Genomic DNA, 22,624 nt, shown 5'->3' on the forward strand with positions numbered 1-22,624 from the left:
TTTATATCTACTCTATGCACTGCAACGCAAGGGCTGCGGCACCAAGCAAACCAACATGATCGCCTAAGGAAGCCGCAAGAATGGGCACCTCACGATAGAGTGGCACCCGTACATTGGCATACGCCACTTCCCGAGCGGCCTCCAACAAGGCTGGATTGTGCAGGATGACACTTCCCCCTACGAGAAGAATTTCAGGACTAAAGAGATGCAGCATCGAGGCAAAACCCATACCCAACAGACGCGCTTCACGCTCCATTAACTGTCGGGCCAACCGATCGCCTTGCTGCGCCGCCAAGGACACCTCGGCTGCCGTGACCGTCGTCGGTGTCGCCAATGTGTGCAGGGCACTATCAGGATAGTGGGGCATCTGCTTGGCCGCCTCACGGCCAAGCGCGGTTCCCGAAGCGAGATCTTCCCAGATCGCCCCAGTCGCATGATCCACAATCAAAAAACCTGGTTCCCCAGCAGCTCCTAGGCGCCCAAGTAGCAATTGACCATCAACGATAACGCCGCCACCTATCCCTGTACTCACCGTCAGATAAACTAGGTGGCGTAGCCCTTGGCCACGCCCAAACCGCCACTCGCCCAGGGCAGCCGCATTGGCATCGTTCCCAAGGGTGACGGGCAAGCCCGTCGCTGTGGCGACCCGATCACGCAACGGGAAGGCATCCCACCCCGGCATGTTCGGCGGCGAATAGATCATCCCGGTGACCGGATCAAGCGGTCCCGGTGCACCAATGCCCAGACCCAACAACCGATCATTGGGCAAAACTACGGCTCGCACCAGTTCAATCAACTTCAGGACACGCCCCAGAACCGCCTCGGCACCTTCATGCACCAGCGTCGCGGTACGCTCAGACACAACGAGCTCACCCGTGAGCGTCACAAGCGCGGCACGGAGTTGGGTTCCCCCAATGTCAACTGCAATAACGTAGTCCATACCCTCGATTATAGCACGCTGATTGACTCTCTGTGAAGAAAACGCTTGACAGCACAAGTGTTTGCTTGCTATAATACATCCTACATACGTTCTATCGTGTCAAGGTCGGCGATTGAACAATGCATCCATCTGCCGTTGGCCCCTGTCTGGGCTACGGCCTGAAGAAAGGACAGGGCATATGCGGTCTTCAAATGGGCTTTCCGTACGCCAGGAGAAGATTCTGAACTACATCAGGGACTTTCTCAAAAAGAACAACTATCCGCCAGCCATTCGTGATATTCAGAATGACCTCGGCATCAGTTCAACGTCGGTTGTCGCCTACAATCTGCGCATCCTGGAAGAGAAAGGCAAAATTTCCCGCGATGGCAAAATTTCCCGCGGCATCAGCATTCCAGGGATGACTCTTGATCAGACCGTGGTAACGTCACACGGCTTTACGGTACCAATGCTCGGGATGATTACCGCTGGTTCACCCTTGCCCGACCCTGAAGCGATCAATGTCGAGGATGCGGAACAGATCGAGGTGCCCGCTGAACTGGGTTCAGCCGACAAATTGCGTGATGTCTATGCCCTAAAGGTACGTGGGTATTCAATGGTTGATGCGCTGATCGGCGACGGTGATATCGTGCTCTTGCGCTATCAAGAGACCGCCGATAATGGGCAGACCGTCGTTGCTCGCCTTGTTGACGAAAATGCAGTCACTCTCAAAAAGTTCTACCACGAGGGTGAACGCATCCGCTTGCAACCAGCCAATGTGACGATGGAGCCGATCTTTACGACGCCTGATAATCTGCATATTCAGGGGCGCGTGGTCGGTGTGATCCGTAGCGTTGAATAGACCACAGAGGCCTGAGGGAGGAAAGAACGCCAGCTAAGCTGGCGTTCTTTCCTCCCTCAGGTCTCTTCATCCCGCTGGCCCCATCACTAGCGGTGGCGGCACAAGATACCACCATGCATGGGTGAAGTACGCAACCGCCCCAAGCCCGATCAGCAGCAAAGCAAAACCAAGATCAGTCCAGCGCAGATGCCAACGGCGATGCGGCAAGACAAGATGCGCACTCATCCAGCAGAGCAACACCGTCATCAGGCTATACCCAATCAGGGTCGCCCGATAGATCGGTATGACGACCACGCCAGCCGGGCCGTAAAAGATTACCCCCGAGCTCAAGAGGTGCAAAAAGGGCAGGCCCCCGGTCGAAAAGTCAAAAGCAATAAACGGCATCATCCCTGGATCAAAGCCACCTTCGATCACCCCTGGCTCAATCGTTGTCACCGCAAAGAGCGCACTGAGTGGGTTTAGATAGTAGAGCATTGGGGGCGGTGGTTGCCCCGGTGGGTTACTGAACTGGCCCCACACGGCCCCGATGAGCAGCGGAACACCAATCAAGAGCACGACCAGCAGATAGGCAACCGTCGTTGCCCGGGCCGTACGCCGAAAAAGGCTCGAACAAAAGAGCCCGATCGCGCCAAAGGCAACCGTCGTCACCAGCAAGAGCACCACCGTCTTGACTAGCGCCTTGGGTTCTACTCCGCCAAAGACCAGTACAATGCTAAAGACTGGCAGCGACGCAAAAATGAGCAAAAAGAGGTAACTCAAGGCGGCAAACAACTTGCCCCAGAGGAGTTGCCCAGGACGCAGCGGGGTAGCCATGAGCATATCGTAGGTAAGTTGCTCTCGCTCACTGCTGATCGTCGCGCTCGTCAAGGCTGGGGCCAGCATAATAATCAAGAGCAATTCCACAAAACTGAGCCCACGGAAGAGCGCCTGGCCAACCTGCGCACTCAGCACTGTCCCCCCAAAACGCGCTTGCTGCAACATCAGTTGATAGATGCCCAACCCAGTCAGCGCCAGCAACACCAGAAATCCCGTCAAGATCAGATACGGACGCATGCCCCGCATCCGGGTGCGCACCTCTTTGACAATGATCGGGTTCAGTTGAAAATGCCATGCTCGCATCCGCGCCTCATCTCTCAAGACCTGTACCCACGTACCTTGCCCACTACTCACCCGCCGTCAGCCGTAAAAAGAGTTCTTCCAGATTCTCGGCCTGAGCACGGAATTCACTGATCGCCAGACCCTGACCAATCAAATAGTGCAGCAGGCGCATCTGCAACGTCTCATCCGCTTCGTCAAGTTCGATAATCAGGGTTCGTTCTTCGGTTGGCGCAAGCCGCACCTTCCGCAGATGTGGCAACGTTTCGCTTGCCGTGCCAACGAGTCCGCGCAAAACAATTTCGGCCTGTTCAACACTGTGCAGCACGCGGATCCGCAACTGCGCCCCGCCTTGCAACTGGCGCCGAACTTCGTCAACAGGCCCACTGATCACCATTTTGCCACTTTCGATGATCCCAATTTCGGTACAGATTTCGGCCAGTTCGCTGAGAATATGTGAACTCAGCACCACGGTTTTGTCCATTTCACGCAAGGTACGCAACAACTCACGCAGTTCAACGCGCGCCCGCGGATCAAGACCACTGGCTGGCTCGTCTAGCAACAGTACCGGTGGATTATGCACCAGCGCATGTGCCAGACACAGTCGTTGCTGCATCCCCCGCGAGAGCGTCTGCACATACGCGGTGCGTTTGCTGCTGAGATCAACCAGACTCAACAACTCATCAACCGTACGACTACGACGATCCGATGGAATACCATAACAACGGGCAAAAAAATCGAGATACTCCCAGACCCGCAGATCATCATAGACGCCAAAAAAATCAGGCATATACCCGACGAGACGCTGACCACTTCCCGGTACTAACCGTTGTCCCGAAAGCCGAATTTCACCACTCGACGGCTCGAGAAGACCGGCAAGCAAGCGCAAGGTCGTCGTTTTACCCGCCCCATTCGGCCCGATAAAGCCATAAATACTGCCACGCTCAACCCGTAAATTGAGTTGGTCAAGCGCGATCATACGCCCATAACGGCGGCTTAAATTGATCGTCTCAATCGCAGGGATCACGGCAAGGCTCCTCTGACACTGATTCCAAGGTAAACACAACTAAAAGCGACCTGTGGCAACTCATTGCTCACCTGCATCCGTACCGTCCCATTGCTGCTCAGAAAGCGCTCAGGTTGGGCCACAGCAAAAGAGCGATCAGCCATACTCGAACCAACCGACTGGACAACCCAATTGCCCGTCACCCAATCATAGAGGGCTACGTTGGTACCGTCAGGCCACCCCCCATCGCCGCTGGTCAACAACGTCAACGCCGTTGGGCGCAACCCATACAGATCACGCGGCAGCCGCAACTGCAAGACCTGCGGCTGCGGCATCAGCGCGAGGCCATTGCCCTGGCCCCCATAGCAGAAATTGGTTGCACTCGGCTCAAACTGAACCTGCATCCATTGCTCGCTCAGGTTCACCTCGGTGACGCTGACTTCGATGCGCGGAACCGCCGTAATCAAGGCCAGTTCCTGGCGATCCACCCGCAATTGCTCGTCACCAAAACGCACCGCAGCCGTATCAGCCCAGGCCACCAGCAACGGTTCGCTCTGATGCTGTCCTGGCCCATAACTAAACCGTGCATCAAGAATCCGTACCCGTTGTTGAAGATCGGGACCAAGTGGTTGACCACCGGGGAGGCCCTGCTGCTGCAGTTCCTCGCCATACATAAGATAGCTAACCGGCACAAAGACCGTGCCAAACATCTGATCCTGTTGCACCACCTGCAAGACGCCGCTCGCTGTCGCACCAGGAGCCAGATCGCCAAGGCGCAAGACCTGATTACCCTGCATCAGATGCGCCTCACGCAGGATGAGCGGGGTGTTATTCGTCACTTCGCCTTCAAGACGCTCACCATGAAAGATTAGCCTTGACTGCAACCCTTCCAGCGGAATCGACGTATCGGTCATCAAGGCGCGCATCGACCACTGCGCAATCGTCAGATCACGTACGGCGCTAAAACGGTCATCTTGATGGTAAATCCCGCCGCTCGGCAGGGTCATATCCCAGGGCCCCTGGATCGAGATCGGGCGCATCAGCGGTGGGACACGCGACGAGACAACAGTCTGGACAGGGAGGGTGTACTCCTCACGTTGGGGCGAAAAAATCCCGAGAAACGAACGGGCGCGCGCAACACCCCCACTCCCTGCAGCCGGTTCAATCAGGGTCACCTGATTGAAAAGTACCGCATTGCCCCGCTGCCAGAACCCGACCCCATAGGTCAAGCCTGCAAAGACCAGGGTAATCAGCGGAACCACGATCCAACCAAGCGCCTGACGGTCGAGATGACGCAGCAGCAGAAAGGTACCCGGCCCAACCAGCAGAATATAGGTCGCCACCAGCACCATCAACAAACCAAGTGGAGGAAACTCGAGGGCAGGCAAACTGGTCAGACTCGCCGCCATATTGCTCTCGAGAAAACTATCCACACTCGTCTGTTCCGGTACAAAACCCGGAGGAAGCGGACTAGCCGAGCGCAACAACTCACCCCAAAAGAAACTCCACCCATCCCAGGCGAGCAAGGTCGGGTGACCGGGCGGCACGGCAAGGACGGTAATTAAACCCTGCCCCAGCGTCTGTTCCACAGCAATGGAATCATCAATTCCTGGCAATGTGAGTGGCAAGCGATAGGACAAGCGACCCGCTTGATCTGCAACCGGCTCAAGCCGCGCAAACGGCACATCCGCAACGGCAACCCCTGGCGTACCCACCAATGCTGCCGCCGACAACGGCCTCACTTCAACCACGTGCGCTGCACGAAGCGAAGCGGAGAGGCTGGCAAGCAAACCCGGAAGCTGATCGCCGCCACCAATCATCAGGCGCCCCCCCCGCACAACCCATTCATGCAAAGCCATCTGTTGGTCGTCGCGCAACTCGTTAGCCGTGATCTCATCGAGGAGGAGCGTATGAAACATCGTCAGACCAAGGGGATGGGAAGGGAGATCGGCAGATATGACCGGCATAACCAGCAAAGGTTGACCATCAGGTAACCGCTCGGGCAAGCGCAGCGGACGATCACGATCAGAAACAACACCAATCACATGCGCCCGTGCATTCGCTGGCATCAACTGCAGTGGCTGGGTTGCCAGTTCGCGCCCGTCTTCCAGCACGCGGACAAAAAGACGCCGTGACGAAGGAGTCATATATGCATAGAGCGTCACCGCCTTGCGTGCCTCACGAGGCAACTCAAGCAATACTGCATACTGTGCCCCGTCACGCGTACCAACCTGCACTTGCACCGTGCGATCGACACCACGGTTTTCGACCTCAACAACCACAGGAAACCAGGTCGCCGTGCGAAAGAGATCGCCAAACAACGGCCTGGCTTGCAACGACAACGTCTCGACTTGAGCAGCACGAAGCGCTGGCATAGGTGCAACGAGCACCACCAATGCCAGCAGCACAGGCAACCAGTGCAGTGAGCGCGACTTCATAGATGCGTGCCTTCAGACAAGCAAACCTACCGGGGCCAACGCAACAAGGCGGGAGTGACCTCTCAACCACTACCGCCCACAGTATAATACTGAACTGCCAGGAGCAAACTGAAAAAAGCGTGATAGCAAGCGCTATAACGCAAAAAACTACATGCAAACTAGGCAAACACTCGGAAGGGCAGACGGGGCAACCAGCCGAAGGTGGCAAGAAGAGAGAAGTTGGCAAGGCACGCGGAAAGCTTGACGGTATTCGTCAAACCTTCTCGTACCTTGCCAGGATCGACCTACATATCGCGACGTCGTACATGACGAGATGAACGCTCAATCGGAAGCAGCACAGGCTCACGCTGCAAAGACACGAAGGAGACTACGAAGAGCAGCGCCAAGAGGGCGGCCATCACAACCAGCATGAAGAAAAGAGCCATAGCAGCAATCCTTTCGACTATGACACTACCATCGTCGCCAGGCGACGTGGTTGTCTATGTAATAAGTATACCTAAGATTAGGCACCACGTCCATACCAAAATTGTGAGTTTTTACTCACAATTTTGGCAAACCACAGGTTTGCCAAAGCGATCTAGAGATGTTATACTGTCACCGCGACACGGTTGCGTGCGCAGCATCTTGCTGCCTTGCTGTGCATGTTATTTCAAAAAACCGTTCGGTCACGCCGCATTAGCCCGTTCAGGAACACTGCGATGAAGTATCGCTGAGTTTGCGTCCAGGCAAAGGTATCGCCCAACCAGAAGTGGTTGCGCGTGCCAATCTATTAGCATTGCGGCCTGAGTTGTGAGGTTCTGGAAAAGTGGGTAGCCCCCACTTTTCTTAATTGTAGGCGAGAAGTAAACCAATGAAGAGCGATTTTTATACAGCGATTTCACAGATTGCGGCAGAACGGGGCATTCCCAAAGAGGCAATTTTAGACGTGATGGAAAAAGCCCTCATCACAGCCTATAAGCGCACCCTGGGAACAAACCTCCCCCCTATGGAGGTTACGGTCCGCCTTGACCCACAATCCGGGGCGGCCGTGGTCTATGCCGAAAAACAGGTTGTTGATGATGTACTCGATGAGCGCTTTGAAATAGATATCGCCGATGCCCAGAAAGTCAAGGCAGATGCACAACTCGGCGAAACGATCATGGTAGAGAGTACGCCGCATGACTTCGGGCGCATCGCCGCACAAACGGCGAAACAGGTTGTGCTCCAGGGAATCAAAGAAGTTGAGCGTGAGTATATCTATGGCGAATATATGGATCGTGAGGGGGAACTGATCACTGCGACAGTTCAACGTATGGCCAAAGGCAATGTCATCCTCGAAATGGGCAAAGCCGAGGCCATCCTCCCACCGAAAGAGCAGGTGGATAACGACCGCTATTATCACGGTCAACGCCTGAAAGTCTACTTGATGGAGATCCGACGTGAGGATCGTGGCCCTCGTCTGATTGCTTCACGTACGCACAAACAGTTGATCATGCGCCTCTTTGAGATGGAAGTGCCTGAAATTTACAATGGCACGGTGGAGATTAAGTCAATTGCCCGTGAGCCAGGTTTACGCACGAAGGTGGCCGTGGCCGCCCGTCAAGAAGGGATTGATCCCGTAGGCTCGTGCGTTGGAATGCGGGGTATCCGTATTCAGAATATTGTCAATGAGCTGAACGGCGAAAAAATTGACGTGGTGCAATGGTCAGTTGATCCCAAAGATTTCATCGCCAATGCCCTTTCACCAGCTCAAGTGGTTGAGGTTCATCTGAATGAAGATGAACACGCAGCCCTCGTGATCGTCCCCGATAAGCAACTCTCCCTGGCAATTGGCAAAGAGGGGCAGAATGTTCGCCTCGCCGCAAAATTAACCGGCTGGCGTATTGATATCAAGAGCGCAACTACCCTCTTGGAAGAAGAACGGGCATCCTCAGAAGCGCGCGGCTTTGCCGAGGCTGAACAGATGCAAACCGAAGCTGAGCTTTCACACGCTCGGGTTGAAAATCGCAAGGTGCGGCCTGATGGTACCGTGATGTATCAAAACCATCGCTATGGACCGCTCGGGAATGAACTGCTCGGTGAGACTGTACAACTTCGCACAACATCACAAAAGTTGTATATCTATGACCGTGATCGCTTGATCGCATCCTATATCCTGATTGAAGGTGAGGGTGATAGCGAAGAAGAAGAATAGCTTGCCCGTGAGGTGAAGATGGCACATCCGTCAGGATTACGTAAAACTAGGCCCGTTCCTCAACGTACCTGCGTTGCCTGTCGACGTACCGACGCAAAACAAGGCCTTGTTCGCGTCGTGCGTAACGCTGAGGGGCAGGTAGTGGTTGATCCAACGGGCCGCCTCAATGGACGTGGGGCCTATCTCTGCCCTGAGATAACCTGCTGGGAGGTCGCCCTCAAGCGGCATCACCTCGAACGAGCCCTACGAGTGGCAAGTATTGAACCTGACGTGAGTGCTCTGTTACTGGCATATGTGCGCGATCTAGAAACAACGAAGATATGAAGCGCTGATAATGTAAGTACAGACAAAAATTAGCTCCATTGGTCGGTTGGGGTGGCATTCGGCCACCTGAACGGCTCAGGGAAGTGAAAGGATAACAAGAAATGAAACCTACTACAGGCGTCTCTTCCCGTGATGCCGATCTTTCTGCTACTGGCAGTCGTGACTCGGGTGGGCCAGGTGGTGGCAACCGCGGATCTGGTAGTGGCGGAGGGCGTGGCCCCGGTGACTCCGGTGGACGTGGCCCCGGTGGCCCGAGTAACCGTGGCTCTGGAGGGCCTGGTGGCTCCGGAGGGCCTGGTGGCTCCGGGGGGCGTGGCCCCGGTGGCGGGAGTAGCCGTGGCCCTGGCGGCCCCGGCGGCGGTAGCCGTGGCCCCGGTGGCCCCGGTGGCCCCGGCGGCGGCAGTAATCGTGGCCCCGGTGGCCCCGGCGGCAGTAGCCGTGGCCCCGGTGGCCCCGGCGGTAGTAGCCGTGGCCCCGGTGGCCCCGGCGGCGGCAGTAATCGTGGCCCCGGTGGCCCCGGCGGCGGTAGCCGTGGCCCTGGCGGCCCCGGTGGCCCCGGCGGCGGCAGTAATCGTGGCCCCGGCGGAAATGCAAATCGCAATAGTCGACCAGGAGGCGGCACTGGCGGGAGCCGCGGTGGTCGACCGAGTGGCAGTCGGCCTGGCAGTGATGAACGTGAGGGTAATTTCGGCGGTGGTCGTGGCCGCCCCTCTGGACGGCCTGGGCCTGGGGGACGTACAGGGCCTGTCGTGCCAGCGCGCCCGCGTGGCCCCGTTGAATTGCCGAGTGTGATGACAGTACGTGAGCTTTCTGAGGCCACCGGGATCGGAGCATCTGAAATCCTGAAGGCGCTGATGAAAGGTGGGGTGCTGGCAACCATTAATCAGCAAATTGATTACGAGACCGCTGCGTTGATTGCGGCAGACTTCACCATCGAAACCACCGAGAAAGTGCCCGAACAACTGATAGGCATTGTGGATAATGTTAAAGATGTGCTCAATGCCCAGGCACCAGGTGAACTTCGCCCACGGCCACCAGTGGTGACCATTATGGGCCACGTCGATCACGGCAAGACAAAATTGCTTGATGCGATCCGCTCCGCTCGCGTTGCCGAAGGTGAAGCCGGCGGTATCACCCAACATATCGGTGCGTATCAGATCGAGGTCAATCATCGCAAGATCACGTTTCTCGATACGCCTGGCCACGAAGCCTTTACCGCGATGCGTGCGCGTGGAGCCCAGGCCACCGATATTGTTGTGCTGGTCGTCGCAGCCGATGATGGTGTGATGCCTCAGACGCTTGAAGCTATTAGTCACGTGAAAGCAGCCGGCGTGCCGATGATTGTCGCGATTAATAAGATCGATCTGCCAACCGCAAATATTGATCGTATCAAGCAACAACTCGCTGCCCACGATGTGGTGGTTGAGGCCTATGGCGGTGAGGTGCCCTCGGTAGAAGTCTCGGCAAAGTCTCGCTTGAATATCGACGGCCTTCTCGAGATGATTTTGCTCGTGGCCGATATCGAAGAGTTTAAAGCGAATCCTGATGCACCTGCTATCGGGACAATTATTGAAGCCGAACTCGATAAGAATCGAGGGTCGGTTGCAACTGTCTTGATCCAGAATGGCACGCTCCGCCCCGAAGATAATGTGCTCGTCGGTGGGGTCTCGGGCAAGATCAAGTCGATGTTTAGCGATAGTGGCAAACGCCTCCGTCACGCTGAGCCTTCCACCCCTGTGGAAATCCTTGGGCTTGAAGGCGTACCCCAGGCCGGCGATATTCTCCAGGTCATTGATGACCTCAGCATCGCCCGCGAGGTAGCCCTCCAACGAACACGCCAGACCCGGATGGAGGCTATTGCATCAACACGAGGTACGACTCTCGAGGATCTCTTCAGTAAAGTACAACAGGGACAGGTCAAAGATCTGAATGTGATCTTGAAAGCTGATGTGCAAGGCTCGCTCGGAGCGATCGAGCACCAGTTCAAGCAACTCAGTGAGTCGCAAGATGAGGTGCAGATCCGGGTGATCCATCGCGCCACCGGTGCCATCAGTGAGGGCGATGTGAACCTCGCAATGGCATCGCAGGCGATCATTATTGGTTTTAATGTCCGCCCTGACCCCGCTGCCCGCCGGGCAGCCGAACATCAAGGCATTGATATTCGGTTCTACAATATCATCTATCAACTGACCGATGATATCAAAAAGGCGATGGTGGGTATGCTCGCGCCAACCTTTAAGGAGGTTGTCGAAGGCTTCGCTGATGTGCGCAATACGTTCCGCTTGCCCTCGCGTGAGGTCGTCGCTGGTCTCTATGTGACTGATGGCAAGATCACGCGCACAGGCCAGAAGGTGCGCGTCCTCCGCAATGGCGCGGTTATCCACGATGGGCGCATTAGTAGCCTCAAGCGCTTTAAGGACGATGTCCGTGAGGTGACCTCAGGCTATGAGTGTGGCTTGATTGTTGATGGCTTCGGCGATGTTCAGGTCGGCGATAATATGGAGTTCTATCGCGAAGAACGGGTCGAGGCAACGCTCTAGATCCGTTCGTGATGAGGTCTGGAGTGGTTTTCACCACTCCAGACTGCACAACAAGTCGGAACATGTATGTCCAAACAACGCTTACAACAGGTCGCCGATACGATGCAGCAGATCCTCGGTCAGGTGATCCAGTACGAGTTGAAAGACCCACGCGTCGGTTTTGCCACGGTTACGGGTGTCGAGGTGAGTGCCGATCTGCAACGCGCCACGGTGCGTGTCTCGGTGATGGGCGAGCCCGATGAACAAGCCGCAACCATGGAAGGCTTGCAACGCGCACGTGGCTTTTTGCGCAAGCGTGTCGCCGAAGAGATGAACCATATGCGCTTTGTGCCTGAATTACGTCTGGTACACGATACATCGCTTGCCTATACCATGCGTATCGACGAAGTGCTGCATGAAGTAGAAGCTGAACGCAAGGCTAATCCGCCAAAACTTGATGATGAACCCGAGGATCATGGACGGGCCTGACGCTTATTATAAAAAGCGCATTACCTATACCCTCCACCATCAGCCTTTTGCGTTTGATGTGGGCCATACGCTCTTTTCGTCGTTTCAGGTTGACGATGGCACCGATTTGCTGCTCCGTACGATTGCTATGCCCAACCCGCCAACCCGGATTCTCGATCTGGGCTGTGGTTGTGGGGTGATCGGGATTACCCTGGCCCGGCGCTTCCCCGATGCCGAGGTGGTGATGGCCGATAAGGATCTGCTCGCGGTGCGTTATGCCCGCCATAATCTGACCCTTAATGCCGTAACCAATGCGACCGTGATCGGGAGTGTTGGGCTCGAACAGGTGCCACCTGGCCCCTACGATCTGATCGTCTCGAACATTCCCGCGAAGATCGGTGATGCGGCCATTGAAGAGGAGTTTATCCTCAAACCGCTGACCCTCCTCGCTCCCGATGGTGTTTACTGGTTTGTGGTAGTGAGCGGCTTGAATCACCTGATCCCTCGGCTCGGGCCACGCCATCAGTTGCGCCTGAAAGAGATGAAGAAGCGCTCTGGTTATACTGTTTATCGCATCTATCCTTCGCTATCACTATGATGATCTATTCTGACCCTACACGTGCCGCGCCAGCCTTTCGCGCCCAGATCGATCAGGCACAGCATATTCTCTTGCTCACGCACGTCAATCCTGATGGCGATGCGATTGGTTCGATGCTCGGTGCTTTCCACGCGCTGCGCGATGTTGGTAAACAGGTGACGGCCCTGGCGTCATCGGCGATCCCCGACTATACCAGGTGCCTCGCAGGGATCGATGAGGTGCAGATCTATCAGCGGGGCAGCGCCTTCCCTGAGGTCGATTTGATCTGGATGCTTGATACCGCAGCCCTGAGTCGGGTTGGGGCAGTATTTGACGATCACGAAGCTGCCCTTGCCGCACGACCATTGATCATTACCGATCACCATGTCACCAATGACGGCGGCGGGGTCGTCAATTTGATCGATCCTTCTGCGGCTTCAACTGCCGAATTGCTCTTCCGGTTGCTCCAGGCGATGGAGTTGCCCATCCGACCAGCTGCGGCCACGAGCATGCTGCTTGGCCTGACAACTGATACGCAGAGTTTCCAAACAAGTAGTACGTCACCTCGTTCGCTGCGCATTGCAGCAGATATGCTCGAAGCAGGCGCTGATCAACGCACCGTCATCTCGGCGATCTACTTCAGCGTCCCCGAAAGTGTAGTGCGCCTCAGTGCCCTGACGCTCAGTGGCATGCAACGTGAAGACGGGTTGATCTGGACAACGGTGACGCAACAGCAGATGGCAAGCACGCGGGCAGGTGACGAGGCCCCCGACGATGCGATCAGGCAATTGCAACGCGTCGAGGGCATGCAGATTGCGGCCCTCTTCAAAGAACGCTTTGATGGCACGGTCAAGCTCAGTCTTCGTTCGATACCAGGGATTGATGTAGCCGCCATTGCCCGTACCTGGGGTGGAGGTGGACACAAACAGGCTGCCGGGGCCACCTTGCCAATGAAGCTTGAGGAGGCTCAGGCCACGGTGTTACCCCTGCTACGGGCAGCCATTGAGCAGGCACAGTGAACATCCCAATGCATGGCTTTTTGAATCTAAATAAGCCGACGGGAATGACGTCTCATGATGTTGTCGCCAGCGTTCGCCGAATGGTTGGCCGAGGCATCAAGGTGGGCCACGCAGGTACGCTCGATCCAGCAGCAACAGGAGTGTTACCGATCGCCCTCGGACAGGCAACCCGGCTGATCGAGTACCTGAGTGATGCGCACAAGGGCTACCGCGGGTTGGTGCGCCTGGGGATAACGACAACAACCGACGATGCTGAGGGCGACATACTTAGCCAGCAACCCGTACCACCTCTCACCGATACAGAGATTGAGGCCGCAGTCGCGCCCCTTCGCGGGGCTATTATGCAAGTACCACCACACTATTCGGCGCTTCATCATCAGGGACGACGCCTCTATGATCTGGCACGAGCGGGTGAGACGGTAACCTTGCCGCCACGTCCAGTGATGATTCATCACTTGGCCTGGCATCGCTCGCGTGAAGATACCCTCAGTCTGGAGGTGACATGCGGCAAGGGAACCTATATTCGTGCACTTGCCCGTGACCTTGGGGCGTCCCTCGGGTGTGGCGCACATCTCGCCAACCTCGAGCGAACATTTGTCGGTCATTTCACCCTTGCCAACGCCGTTCCGCTGAGCAAGTTGCGCGACAACCCTGATCTCCTGACCGCTGCCTTGCTGCCCCCAGAAACAGCGCTTGCCGACTGGACAGCCATCATCGTAGAAGATGAACAGGCCCAACGGATCGCGCATGGCATGCCAGTCACCTTGCCGCCAATGCCTGATATGTATCTACGTGCTCATTGCTCTGATCAGAGCTTGTTGGCCCTGTTGAAACGGCAGGAAGCTGATCACCACGTATGGCAGCCGGTCAAAGTCTTTCGCCCAGGCCCAGACTAGTTAGAGCCCGCCTCGAACTCAACCGTAAGTTCAACGTGCTCTTTCAAGCCCTCAACGGGCAGATCACGAAAGACGATGAGACCCTGATGGTCAAACATACCCCGAAGCATCCGATCAGGCAAGCGAAGCCGAACTCCTGCGTCAAGGAGCGGCTGAACCTTCACCACCAGCGACCACTGTGGCGGCTCGTGCATAAGATCAACACGGAAGTTATAACCGGCAAAACGATTTTCAGCGATGGTCTGAGCATCAGCTTCGCCATAGGCAACCCCGAGGAGATTATACGAGGCAAGAATCTGCCCGATCAGGCTGGGATCAAGATCGATCTGATAGGTCGGTAACTCAGATTCATGCGTGGGATCTGGTTGGTCTGATAACTGCATATCAGGATCCGGTTGGTCTGGTTTATGCATAATTGTTCCATACTCTGTGGTAGCGACGAGCAGTATACTCATTGTACCATTTCTGACAAGGATTTGGGGGGCCTGCGGCTTCTGAACAACAACCACGGAGTGGTTTGGTATAATAAAACCACACACGCACCATTTTCCAGTCACAAACGGTATAAATAGGTGAGTCTACCCCACGCCTGACCTCAGACACACGGTTGACTCGCTGAAAGAACGATGACTGAAAATGGAACCATACCGCATGGATCGTGAATTTTGGTTACGTCAACCTCGCCTGATTGCAGCTGTCGTCTGTTTTGCGCTGGGGATCATTGTGGCAGGAGTAGGCCTTGGCAATCGCTGGTCGCAACCGCAACCGGTAGCGTTCACATCGAGCTTGAGTCAACCATCCGATCTCTTCGCTGATGTTGTCCCGCTTGATGCGCCGGTTGAAGCCCTAGAAGCGGCTGAACCAGTCGAACTCGTGATCTATATCTCAGGAGCCGTCCTCAGACCTGATGTCTACCGCCTTCCTGCCGAGGCGCGGATCAAAGATGTGGTGATGGCCGCTGGCGGCTTTACACCCGATGCGGCTACCGAAGCTATCAATCTGGCCCAACCCCTCCTCGATGCAGATCATATTCATGTGCCCTATCAACATGATGGGCAGGCTTCTCGTGCAGATCCAGGTGAGACGACGCATACGGCAGGAGGGACACATCTGATCGACCTGAATCGAGCCACCTCTGCCGAACTCGAAACGTTACCTGGCGTTGGACCCGTTCTGGCTCAACGTATCGTCGGACGCCGAACAGAGCAGGGACCATATACCTCCGTTGAACAACTGCGTGATGTGACTGGGATTGGCGACAAACTCTTTGGGCAACTTGAAGCGCTCGTCACAGTGGGACGCTAATTGAGGATAGGAGAGTCAATGCGGCGGACAAAAATTGTCGCGACACTGGGGCCATCAAGCAGTACCCCTGAACGAATTACGGGGCTTATCCGCGCCGGGATGAATGTTGCACGGCTCAACTTTTCACACGGAACCCACGAAGAACACGCCGCCCACATTGCAATGGTACGTCAGGCCGCAGCCCAAACCGGGAAGCATATCGCGATTTTGCAAGATCTTCAGGGACCCAAGATCCGTACCGGCAAACTTGAAGGCGGTCGCCCCGTGGAACTTGTTGCAGGTCAGACCTTCACCCTTACCACCGAGCCCATTGAAGGCAATGCAGCCCGTGTAACAACCACGTATGAACTCATGCCTCAAGATGTTCGTCCACGAGATCGTATCTTGCTCTCAGATGGTTTGATCGAACTGGTTGTCGTCGATCACAGCACCACCGAGGTCATTACACGAGTTGTGCATGGCGGACGGCTCAAAGAGAAACAGGGCATCAATCTGCCTAATGTTCGGGTCAGTGCGCCTGCCGCAACCGCCAAGGATCTCGAAGACCTCCAGTTTGGGCTTGCGCACGGGGTCGATTATGTCGCCCTCTCCTTTGTACGTCACGCCGCTGATGTGGTCAAGATCAAAGAGATCATTCAGCAGGCTGGCAAAACCACGCCCGTCATTGCGAAAATCGAGCGGCCTGAAGCCCTCGATGTCCTGCCAGCTATCTTGAGTGTCGCCGATGGGGTGATGGTTGCACGGGGAGACCTTGGGGTTGAAATGCCACCTGAACGGGTTCCCCTGGTGCAGAAACAGATCATTGATGCAGCCAACCGGGCCTTGATCCCGGTCATTACCGCGACCCAGATGCTTGAGTCGATGATTACCAATCCACGTCCCACCCGCGCCGAGGCCAGCGATATTGCGAATGCGATTCTTGACGGCTCGGATGCGGTGATGCTCAGTGGTGAAACCGCGGCGGGAGCCTATCCAATCGAAGCCGTCCAGATGATGGCGCTGATCGCCGACTCGATCGAGGGGAGCACGGCCTATCACGGAAGTGACCTTGCCATTCCACGCTGGGCCATTGCGCAGACGCCTTCGATCCCACGCGCCATTGCCGATGCAGCATGCACGATTGCGCGCGGTCAGCCTGTGCGCGGCATTGCCGTCCTGACCCAGACAGGCTCCAGCGCACGCCTGGTCTCACACTACCGCCCGCACGTGCCAATTATTGCGATTTGCCCCGGTGATGAGATAGCACGGCGTACAGCCCTCTACTGGGGCGTCACCCCGCTGTTTATTCAGGCGGCAGATCGCCTTGATGAACTGGAACAGCGGATCCAGCAAGAACTCTACGAGCGCGGGATGGTGCAACACGGCGATCTTTTGATTCTGACCGGCGGCCATCCAATCTACCGCTTTGGGCCAACTAATTTTCTGAAGGTGCTGGTGTTACAGTAAAACGGCTTGACACCCCCATCACCTGATGCTACCCTGTAACCGTGGGGGTGATCACACGTATGGAGTCGGCTTATGACCTACCACGAGCCTACAATTGCAAGCATTCTACGTCTCCTTGCTGAAGAGCACCAGGGTTCCGTGGATGAACGCACCCTGCTTGATCAGGTACTAACTCGGCGTCCAAGTAGTGCCAAGAATCCATATGCAACCATTCGTGATCGCCTGCGCTGGGATGGCTTGACGTTGGGATGGTTACGGCTCAGCCGTACCCAGTTGATCCCTCTCCGCATTGCCTTGCAGGATCTGACGTTTCGTTGTCAGCCCCGTGACTGTGATCTGATGGACGGATTACTACCAGTTGTGCATCTGCAACCATTTGCCGGTCTGCGCGCCTATGATTGCCTGGTGCAAGATACGGATGGCGAGTTGCTTCCGTTGCTTGGGATTGAACAAGAGGAATTTCGCCATCCCTCTTTGCCTGCCGTTGATCTCCGTGCATGGTATGAGCGGACGGGTTTCAGCCCCGGTGATAGTATCATTGTCACTGTGATCAGGGCACAACCAGTGACGATGCGCCTTGAGCATGAACCCTGTACAGCCTTGCGCAATGACGCAGTGCAGGCCCAGGATACTGAATTAATCGACGCCATCGTTGAACGTGTACGGCGCTCACAGGTGGCGCTCGTACCTTGTGATGAGATTGTGCTGCCCATTTTTGCGACGGCCTCGTGGCGCACAACGTATCCTGGTACGCCATGGCAGTACCTCGTACTGAATGACCGACGCCTCCACCTGGTCGATGATATCTTTCTGACAACTCAGCATTTGCCCGTATTGTCACTCTTTGGGCATGATGAGGTCTTTGAAGCACCTCCGCAAAGCGAACAGGCCCTGCACGCCGTTGATGCCGCCTTACTCGCCGAAATTGACGCACTTCAGAAAGAATTACGCTACGCACGTCAACACGATGCTGAAGCGGGACTCTGGAGTGGACAAATCCAGCGCGCTTCGGCCCGTTTCGGACGGTTCGAGCACACTGAACCAGGGCAACATGGCCTCCTTGGGGGGCTCGATGATGCGCTGTATGATGGTATATGGGAACTAGACGATCCCTGGCTGGGTGAAGAGTATGAGCCAGATCCAGCCCGCTTGGTCGACACGCACACCTATACACTCGAAGAAATCCAGGAACGGCTCTTTGCGATCCTCCCACCGCGTGATGTTGAACGACTCCGCGAGGCACGCCCAGAAGAGGCCGAGGTTATTGTGGCAAGCCACCTCAATAGGCTGCTCGTACAAGCACCCGAGCTCTTTCCGCGCATCGATCACATCGCACCCGTGGATTATGTCGATCACGCCGTTACCGCGTTTGATGATGATGAGGATTGGCATGAGGCCTGGGATGATGATGCCGATGACGAAGAATCGGATCTCTATGACGATCCAGATGATGAGTTTGAAGATCAGACAACGCTTGCGGCTCTCGATCAGAGTAGCGATCTGATTGGTCAATTCTATGACTACCTGCGTGAGATGGGCAAGCGCGATACCACAGCGCGCGTGCGCAGCCGGGCGCTCTATGTGTATGCCGAATTTCTGGCTACTTTCTATGGACGTACGCTCGCCGAAGGCGATTATGCCACCCTGGATGAGTGCCTCTTTTTCTACTATCCTCAATCGAGTGCGCATACCTCAGAACGACAGGTACGTGAGCTTTGTACCGCGATCAAGCAATTGTATGCCTTTCTCAAAGAACGCGGCGTCATCTTTGATAATCGTTTCGCGGAAGCCCTCTGGCGACGACGTGACCAGGCGGCGAGGGTCATTGCCCTTTATGAACGCATTCCAGATGACTCGCCAGGAAGCGAAGTGCTGGTTACCAACCTCTTTTTTCCTTATATCGAGTGAACAATATGCTGGTTGATGGGCATCTCGATCTCGCCTATAACGCGCTCACGTTTGAGCGTGATCTTTTGGCAGGTGTTGCGGCAATCCGTACCCACGAACAGCCGCCTTCACAAACTCAGGGCGAGGCAACGGTTGCGTTGCCTGAATTACGTACCGGTGGGGTTGGGTTGGTCTTTGCCACGCTCTTCACCCTACCTGCCTCAGCGCTTGAGACTGACCTCGCCCAGGAAGCGAGTTATGCGACGCCTGCCGAAGCCCACGCGCTGGCCCGGGCCCAACTCGCGTATTATCAAGAACTCGAAGCGCGTGACCTGGTGCGCATTATACGTACCAAGACCGATCTCGCCCGCCATCAGGCGACCTGGAAGCAGGCCACCAGTCCCCTAGGACTGGTGCTGTTGATGGAGAATGCCGATCCGATTACTGAACCCGCCGAGAGCGCCTGGTGGGCAGAACAGGGTGTACGCCTTGTCGGACCAGCCTGGCAAGCCACACGCTATTGCGGTGGTACGAAACAGCCAGGTCCGCTGACTCCCCTCGGACGAGCGCTCTTGCCTGAACTCGCCCGCAATCAGATCGTGCTCGATGTGAGCCATATGGCCGAGGAGAGTTTCTGGCAGGCAATGGATCGCTGGGATGGCCCGGTCATCGCATCACACAGCAACTGTCGCTCACTCGCCCCTCAGTTCAACGCCGACCGTCACCTCAGCGATGCTATGATCAAAGAGTTGATCACCCACGGTGCCGTGATTGGGACGGTCTTTTTCAATGGCTTTCTTGCTCGTGACTACCAGCGCGGTACGCCGAAAGAACGCTATGGGCTTGATCTCGTCGTGCGCCATATTGACCATGTGTGTCAACTCGCCGGTAATGCCCGCCACACAGGCCTTGGAACCGATCTCGATGGAGGACTGGGCCGTCAGCAGATCCCCCGTGAAATTGACACCATCGCTGATCTCCCACGTGTCGCCGAAGCCCTCAGTCGTGCCGGTTTTGCCGATGCCGATATTCAGTTGATCATGGGTGATAACTGGCTGCGGATGCTGGCACAGGCGCTCCCGGAGTGATGTCTATGTTGACCTATACCATTGCGATGCCCGCGCCGCATACGCATCTGTTCCATGTGTCAGTTGAAGTTGACAATGTAACCGATGATTATGTAGACCTGAAATTACCAGTCTGGACACCCGGGTCATATATGATCCGTGAGTATGCCCGCCATGTCCAGTCTTTTTCGGCGTCTACGGATCATGGTCAGCCCCTCACCTGGCAGAAAGTAACCAAATCAACCTGGCGCATTGCAACCGAGGCTTCCTCAAAGGTCATTGCCCGCTATCAGGTGTATGCGCATGAGCTCACCGTACGCACCAGTCATCTCGATGCGAGCCACGGGTACATCAATGGGGCGACCGTCTTTATGTATGTCCCCGAGCGTACCAATGAACAATTGCGGGTACTCATTGATGTCCCTAGTGGTTGGCTCGTCACGACAGGGCTGCGCCCCCTGGTTGGCGATGCCCTGATGCCTGATCCTCGCCCCAAAATCAATCTCTACACGGCAAATGACTACGACGAATTAGTTGATTGTCCCATCGAATGTGGCACACACCGGCTCCTGACTTTTGACGTGGACGGCATCCCGCATCAGATTGCGCTCTGGGGTCAGGGCAATGAACAAGAGCCCCGCCTGATCGCAGATACCCGCCGTATTGTCGAAATTCAGCGTGATTTTTTTGGGCACCTGCCCTACACCAGCTATACGTTTATTTTGCACCTGACCGACGGGCGCGGGGGTGGGCTCGAACACCGCAATAGTGTGAGCAATCAGGTTGATCGCTGGACATTTCAACCAGAACGCAGCTACGAGCGCTACCTGGCGCTGACTAGCCACGAGTTGTTTCACGTCTGGAATGTGAAGCGCCTGCGACCAGCCGCACTTGGCCCATTTGACTATCAGACCGAAAATTATACGCGGCTCCTCTGGTTTGTTGAAGGTGCGACAAGCTACTATGACCACTTGCTGCTGGTGCGTGCTGGCCTGATAAAACCAGAACGCTACCTTGCCCGCCTCAGCGAAACTATCTTCAATCTCCAGAGCCAGCCGGGGCGTCATGTGCAGAGTCTCGAAGCAAGTAGCTTCGATGCCTGGATCAAGCTCTACCGGCCTGATGAAAACAGCGCCAATTCCAGTATTTCATACTACCTGAAGGGGAGCCTCGTCTGCCTCTTGCTCGATCTTGCGATACGTGAAGTAACCCACGGAGAGGCCTCATTTGATGACGTTATGCGGCTTCTCTTTGCGCGGTATCCCCTCAATGGAACGGGGCTTCCCGAGGATGGGGCGATCCTTGCTGCGGTCGAAGAGGTGGCGGGAGGATGCGATGGGCGCTTCCGCGATTTTTTTGCCAACGCGATTGCTGGGACAAGCGAGCTCGACTATCATGCGGCGCTGGCGGTGGTTGGCCTGGTGCTGGTGTGGAAACGTCATGGCCCACGCGCCTGGACAGGCTTAACGCTGCGGTCTGAGGGACAACGCACGATCGTGGCAACCGTACGCAGTGATAGCCCAGGGTATGCAGCCGGGATCTACCCCGACGATGAACTACTCGCGATCAACGGTTGGCGGATCAACGAAACAAAACTGCAAGCCCGGCTCGCCGAACATCAGCCAGGTCAGGTCGTCCGGTTCACGCTTTTCCGTGGTGACCAACTCATCGACCTGCCACTCACCCTGGCCGAGGCCCCACCCGACGGGCTGGAACTCGTGCCAATGAAAGAGCAAAGTTCAGCGCAACAGCAAGCCTACCGCAACTGGCTTGGGCTAGAGGCCTGATTATTCGACCCGTTCAACTTCGATCGTACGAGCCATACGGCGATCAAGGGCATAGACCACCGCCCCCAGGCGTACCGTAATTGGTCCGTCGAAGGGAGCACTTGCGGTAATCTCAACCAATGCACCGGGCACCAAGCCCAGGTCGGCCAGATAACGCAGGCGTTCAGCGCTCTGATCACGCATACGGATCACCCGAGCGCACTCTTCCACTTTCATATCAGCGAGACGCAGATCGAGACTCGTCGGCAAGGTACCTTCGAGGCTTGGGATGGGATCGCCATGGGGATCGAGGGTGGGATGACCAAGGTGAGCAGCAATCCGCGCCTCAAGCTTCTCGCTGATGTGATGCTCAAGCTTTTCAGCCTCTTCATGTACCTCGTCCCAGCTATAGCCCAGGGCTTCCACCAGATAGAGTTCAAGGAGACGATGATGTCGGATCACCTCAAGCGCAATCCGCTCACCAGCCGGGGTCAACTGAACCCCCTGATAGGGTGTATGCTGCACCAGGTTCATCTCGGCCAGTTTCTTGATCATGCCCGTCACCGAGCCGGGGCGAGAGCCGCGCTCTTCACCAAGCAACGACGTCGTAACCACTGGTTGATGCTGTTGTAGATGATAAATAGACTTCAGATAGTCTTCCACTGCGGGAGTAATACGGGTGTGATCTTCCTGTTCTGCCATTCCTTTCCGCTCCTTTCCCGCAAGGCCAGACATGCACGTACAATGTATCATAAAGCTCGCTCAAACGCCAGTAAGCCGACATTGCCAGCAACGCCAGAGCATGCTATCCTGGCAGAAGCAGCGCGATCATGCGCCCCGTAGAGGCATTGTCGTACTCT

21 protein-coding genes are annotated in these 22,624 nt (G+C 56.0%); 14 read left to right on the forward strand and 7 right to left on the reverse strand.

Annotated features, from left to right (window positions below):
• Positions 1-7: 7 nt before the first annotated feature.
• Positions 8-940, reverse strand: a complete 933-nt coding sequence (locus A9Q02_RS06305) for an ROK family protein (protein WP_097651497.1) — start codon at positions 938-940, stop codon at positions 8-10.
• A 178-nt stretch (positions 941-1,118) separates the two neighbouring features.
• Between A9Q02_RS06305 and lexA the strand changes: the two genes are divergently transcribed.
• Positions 1,119-1,778, forward strand: a complete 660-nt coding sequence (gene lexA / locus A9Q02_RS06310) for a transcriptional repressor LexA (RefSeq protein ID WP_097651498.1) — start codon at positions 1,119-1,121, stop codon at positions 1,776-1,778.
• 66 nt (positions 1,779-1,844) lie between these two features.
• Here the strand turns inward: lexA and A9Q02_RS06315 are convergent, their stop codons facing one another.
• From A9Q02_RS06315 to A9Q02_RS24130, 4 genes are all read right to left on the reverse strand, one after another.
• Positions 1,845-2,897, reverse strand: coding sequence for an ABC transporter permease (locus tag A9Q02_RS06315; RefSeq protein ID WP_097651499.1), 1,053 nt, complete (start codon positions 2,895-2,897; stop codon positions 1,845-1,847).
• 43 nt (positions 2,898-2,940) lie between these two features.
• Positions 2,941-3,900, reverse strand: a complete 960-nt coding sequence (locus tag A9Q02_RS06320) for an ABC transporter ATP-binding protein (RefSeq protein ID WP_097651500.1) — start codon at positions 3,898-3,900, stop codon at positions 2,941-2,943.
• A complete protein-coding gene (locus tag A9Q02_RS06325) occupies positions 3,897-6,317 on the reverse strand; it encodes a hypothetical protein (protein ID WP_097651501.1) in 2,421 nt (806 codons plus the stop codon). The genes A9Q02_RS06320 and A9Q02_RS06325 overlap by 4 nt, the downstream gene beginning before the upstream one ends.
• A 284-nt stretch (positions 6,318-6,601) precedes the next feature.
• Positions 6,602-6,742 (reverse strand): hypothetical protein, encoded by a 141-nt coding sequence (locus A9Q02_RS24130; RefSeq protein WP_172450716.1) that lies wholly within the window; start codon positions 6,740-6,742, stop codon positions 6,602-6,604.
• 425 nt (positions 6,743-7,167) lie between these two features.
• Between A9Q02_RS24130 and nusA the strand changes: the two genes are divergently transcribed.
• The 8 genes from nusA to truB all read left to right on the forward strand — a co-directional run bounded on the left by nusA (position 7,168) and on the right by truB (position 14,293).
• Positions 7,168-8,490: a transcription termination factor NusA gene (gene nusA, locus A9Q02_RS06330; RefSeq protein ID WP_097651502.1), complete on the forward strand. Its 1,323-nt coding sequence runs from the start codon at positions 7,168-7,170 to the stop codon at positions 8,488-8,490.
• A gap of 18 nt (positions 8,491-8,508) precedes the next feature.
• Positions 8,509-8,814 carry an RNase P modulator RnpM gene (gene rnpM, locus A9Q02_RS06335; RefSeq protein ID WP_097651503.1) on the forward strand — a complete coding sequence of 102 codons (306 nt, stop codon included), beginning with the start codon at positions 8,509-8,511 and terminating at the stop codon, positions 8,812-8,814.
• A gap of 132 nt (positions 8,815-8,946) precedes the next feature.
• Positions 8,947-9,606, forward strand: coding sequence for a hypothetical protein (locus A9Q02_RS25040; protein ID WP_172450719.1), 660 nt, complete (start codon positions 8,947-8,949; stop codon positions 9,604-9,606).
• The gene (gene infB / locus A9Q02_RS06345) at positions 9,606-11,354 is read left to right on the forward strand and encodes a translation initiation factor IF-2 (protein ID WP_216361463.1); all 1,749 of its coding nucleotides are present in this window, start codon (positions 9,606-9,608) and stop codon (positions 11,352-11,354) included. Before A9Q02_RS25040 ends, infB begins: the two co-directional genes overlap by 1 nt.
• A gap of 66 nt (positions 11,355-11,420) precedes the next feature.
• Positions 11,421-11,822, forward strand: coding sequence for a 30S ribosome-binding factor RbfA (rbfA, locus tag A9Q02_RS06350; protein WP_097651504.1), 402 nt, complete (start codon positions 11,421-11,423; stop codon positions 11,820-11,822).
• Entirely contained in the window at positions 11,809-12,399 is a 591-nt protein-coding gene (locus A9Q02_RS06355) for a class I SAM-dependent methyltransferase (RefSeq protein ID WP_245860412.1), read from the forward strand. The genes rbfA and A9Q02_RS06355 overlap by 14 nt, the downstream gene beginning before the upstream one ends.
• The gene (locus A9Q02_RS06360) at positions 12,396-13,397 is read left to right on the forward strand and encodes a DHH family phosphoesterase (RefSeq protein ID WP_245860414.1); all 1,002 of its coding nucleotides are present in this window, start codon (positions 12,396-12,398) and stop codon (positions 13,395-13,397) included. The genes A9Q02_RS06355 and A9Q02_RS06360 overlap by 4 nt, the downstream gene beginning before the upstream one ends.
• 8 nt (positions 13,398-13,405) lie before the next feature.
• Positions 13,406-14,293, forward strand: a complete 888-nt coding sequence (truB, locus tag A9Q02_RS06365) for a tRNA pseudouridine(55) synthase TruB (protein ID WP_097651506.1) — start codon at positions 13,406-13,408, stop codon at positions 14,291-14,293.
• Here the strand turns inward: truB and A9Q02_RS06370 are convergent.
• Positions 14,290-14,706 (reverse strand): hypothetical protein, encoded by a 417-nt coding sequence (locus A9Q02_RS06370; RefSeq protein WP_097651507.1) that lies wholly within the window; start codon positions 14,704-14,706, stop codon positions 14,290-14,292. The two genes, truB and A9Q02_RS06370, sit on opposite strands and share 4 nt — an antisense overlap.
• A gap of 238 nt (positions 14,707-14,944) precedes the next feature.
• Between A9Q02_RS06370 and A9Q02_RS06375 the strand changes: the two genes are divergently transcribed.
• The 5 genes from A9Q02_RS06375 (at position 14,945) to A9Q02_RS06395 (ending at position 21,785) form a co-directional block, all read left to right on the forward strand.
• Entirely contained in the window at positions 14,945-15,598 is a 654-nt protein-coding gene (locus tag A9Q02_RS06375) for a ComEA family DNA-binding protein (protein ID WP_172450722.1), read from the forward strand.
• A gap of 18 nt (positions 15,599-15,616) precedes the next feature.
• On the forward strand, positions 15,617-17,044 hold the full coding sequence (pyk, locus tag A9Q02_RS06380; protein WP_097651509.1) for a pyruvate kinase: 1,428 nt from the start codon (positions 15,617-15,619) through the stop codon (positions 17,042-17,044).
• 72 nt (positions 17,045-17,116) lie between these two features.
• Entirely contained in the window at positions 17,117-18,952 is a 1,836-nt protein-coding gene (locus A9Q02_RS06385; protein WP_097651510.1) for a hypothetical protein, read from the forward strand.
• A gap of 5 nt (positions 18,953-18,957) precedes the next feature.
• Positions 18,958-20,019 carry a dipeptidase gene (locus tag A9Q02_RS06390; RefSeq protein WP_141508748.1) on the forward strand — a complete coding sequence of 354 codons (1,062 nt, stop codon included), beginning with the start codon at positions 18,958-18,960 and terminating at the stop codon, positions 20,017-20,019.
• Between the two features lie 5 nt (positions 20,020-20,024).
• Positions 20,025-21,785: a M61 family metallopeptidase gene (locus A9Q02_RS06395; protein WP_097651695.1), complete on the forward strand. Its 1,761-nt coding sequence runs from the start codon at positions 20,025-20,027 to the stop codon at positions 21,783-21,785.
• On the opposite strand, the gene A9Q02_RS06400 is transcribed toward A9Q02_RS06395, so the two are convergent.
• Positions 21,786-22,466, reverse strand: coding sequence for a metal-dependent transcriptional regulator (locus A9Q02_RS06400; protein ID WP_097651512.1), 681 nt, complete (start codon positions 22,464-22,466; stop codon positions 21,786-21,788).
• Positions 22,467-22,624 lie beyond the last annotated feature (158 nt).

The organism is Candidatus Chloroploca asiatica (assembly GCF_002532075.1).
Taxonomy (GTDB): Bacteria; Chloroflexota; Chloroflexia; order Chloroflexales; family Chloroflexaceae; genus Chloroploca; species Chloroploca asiatica.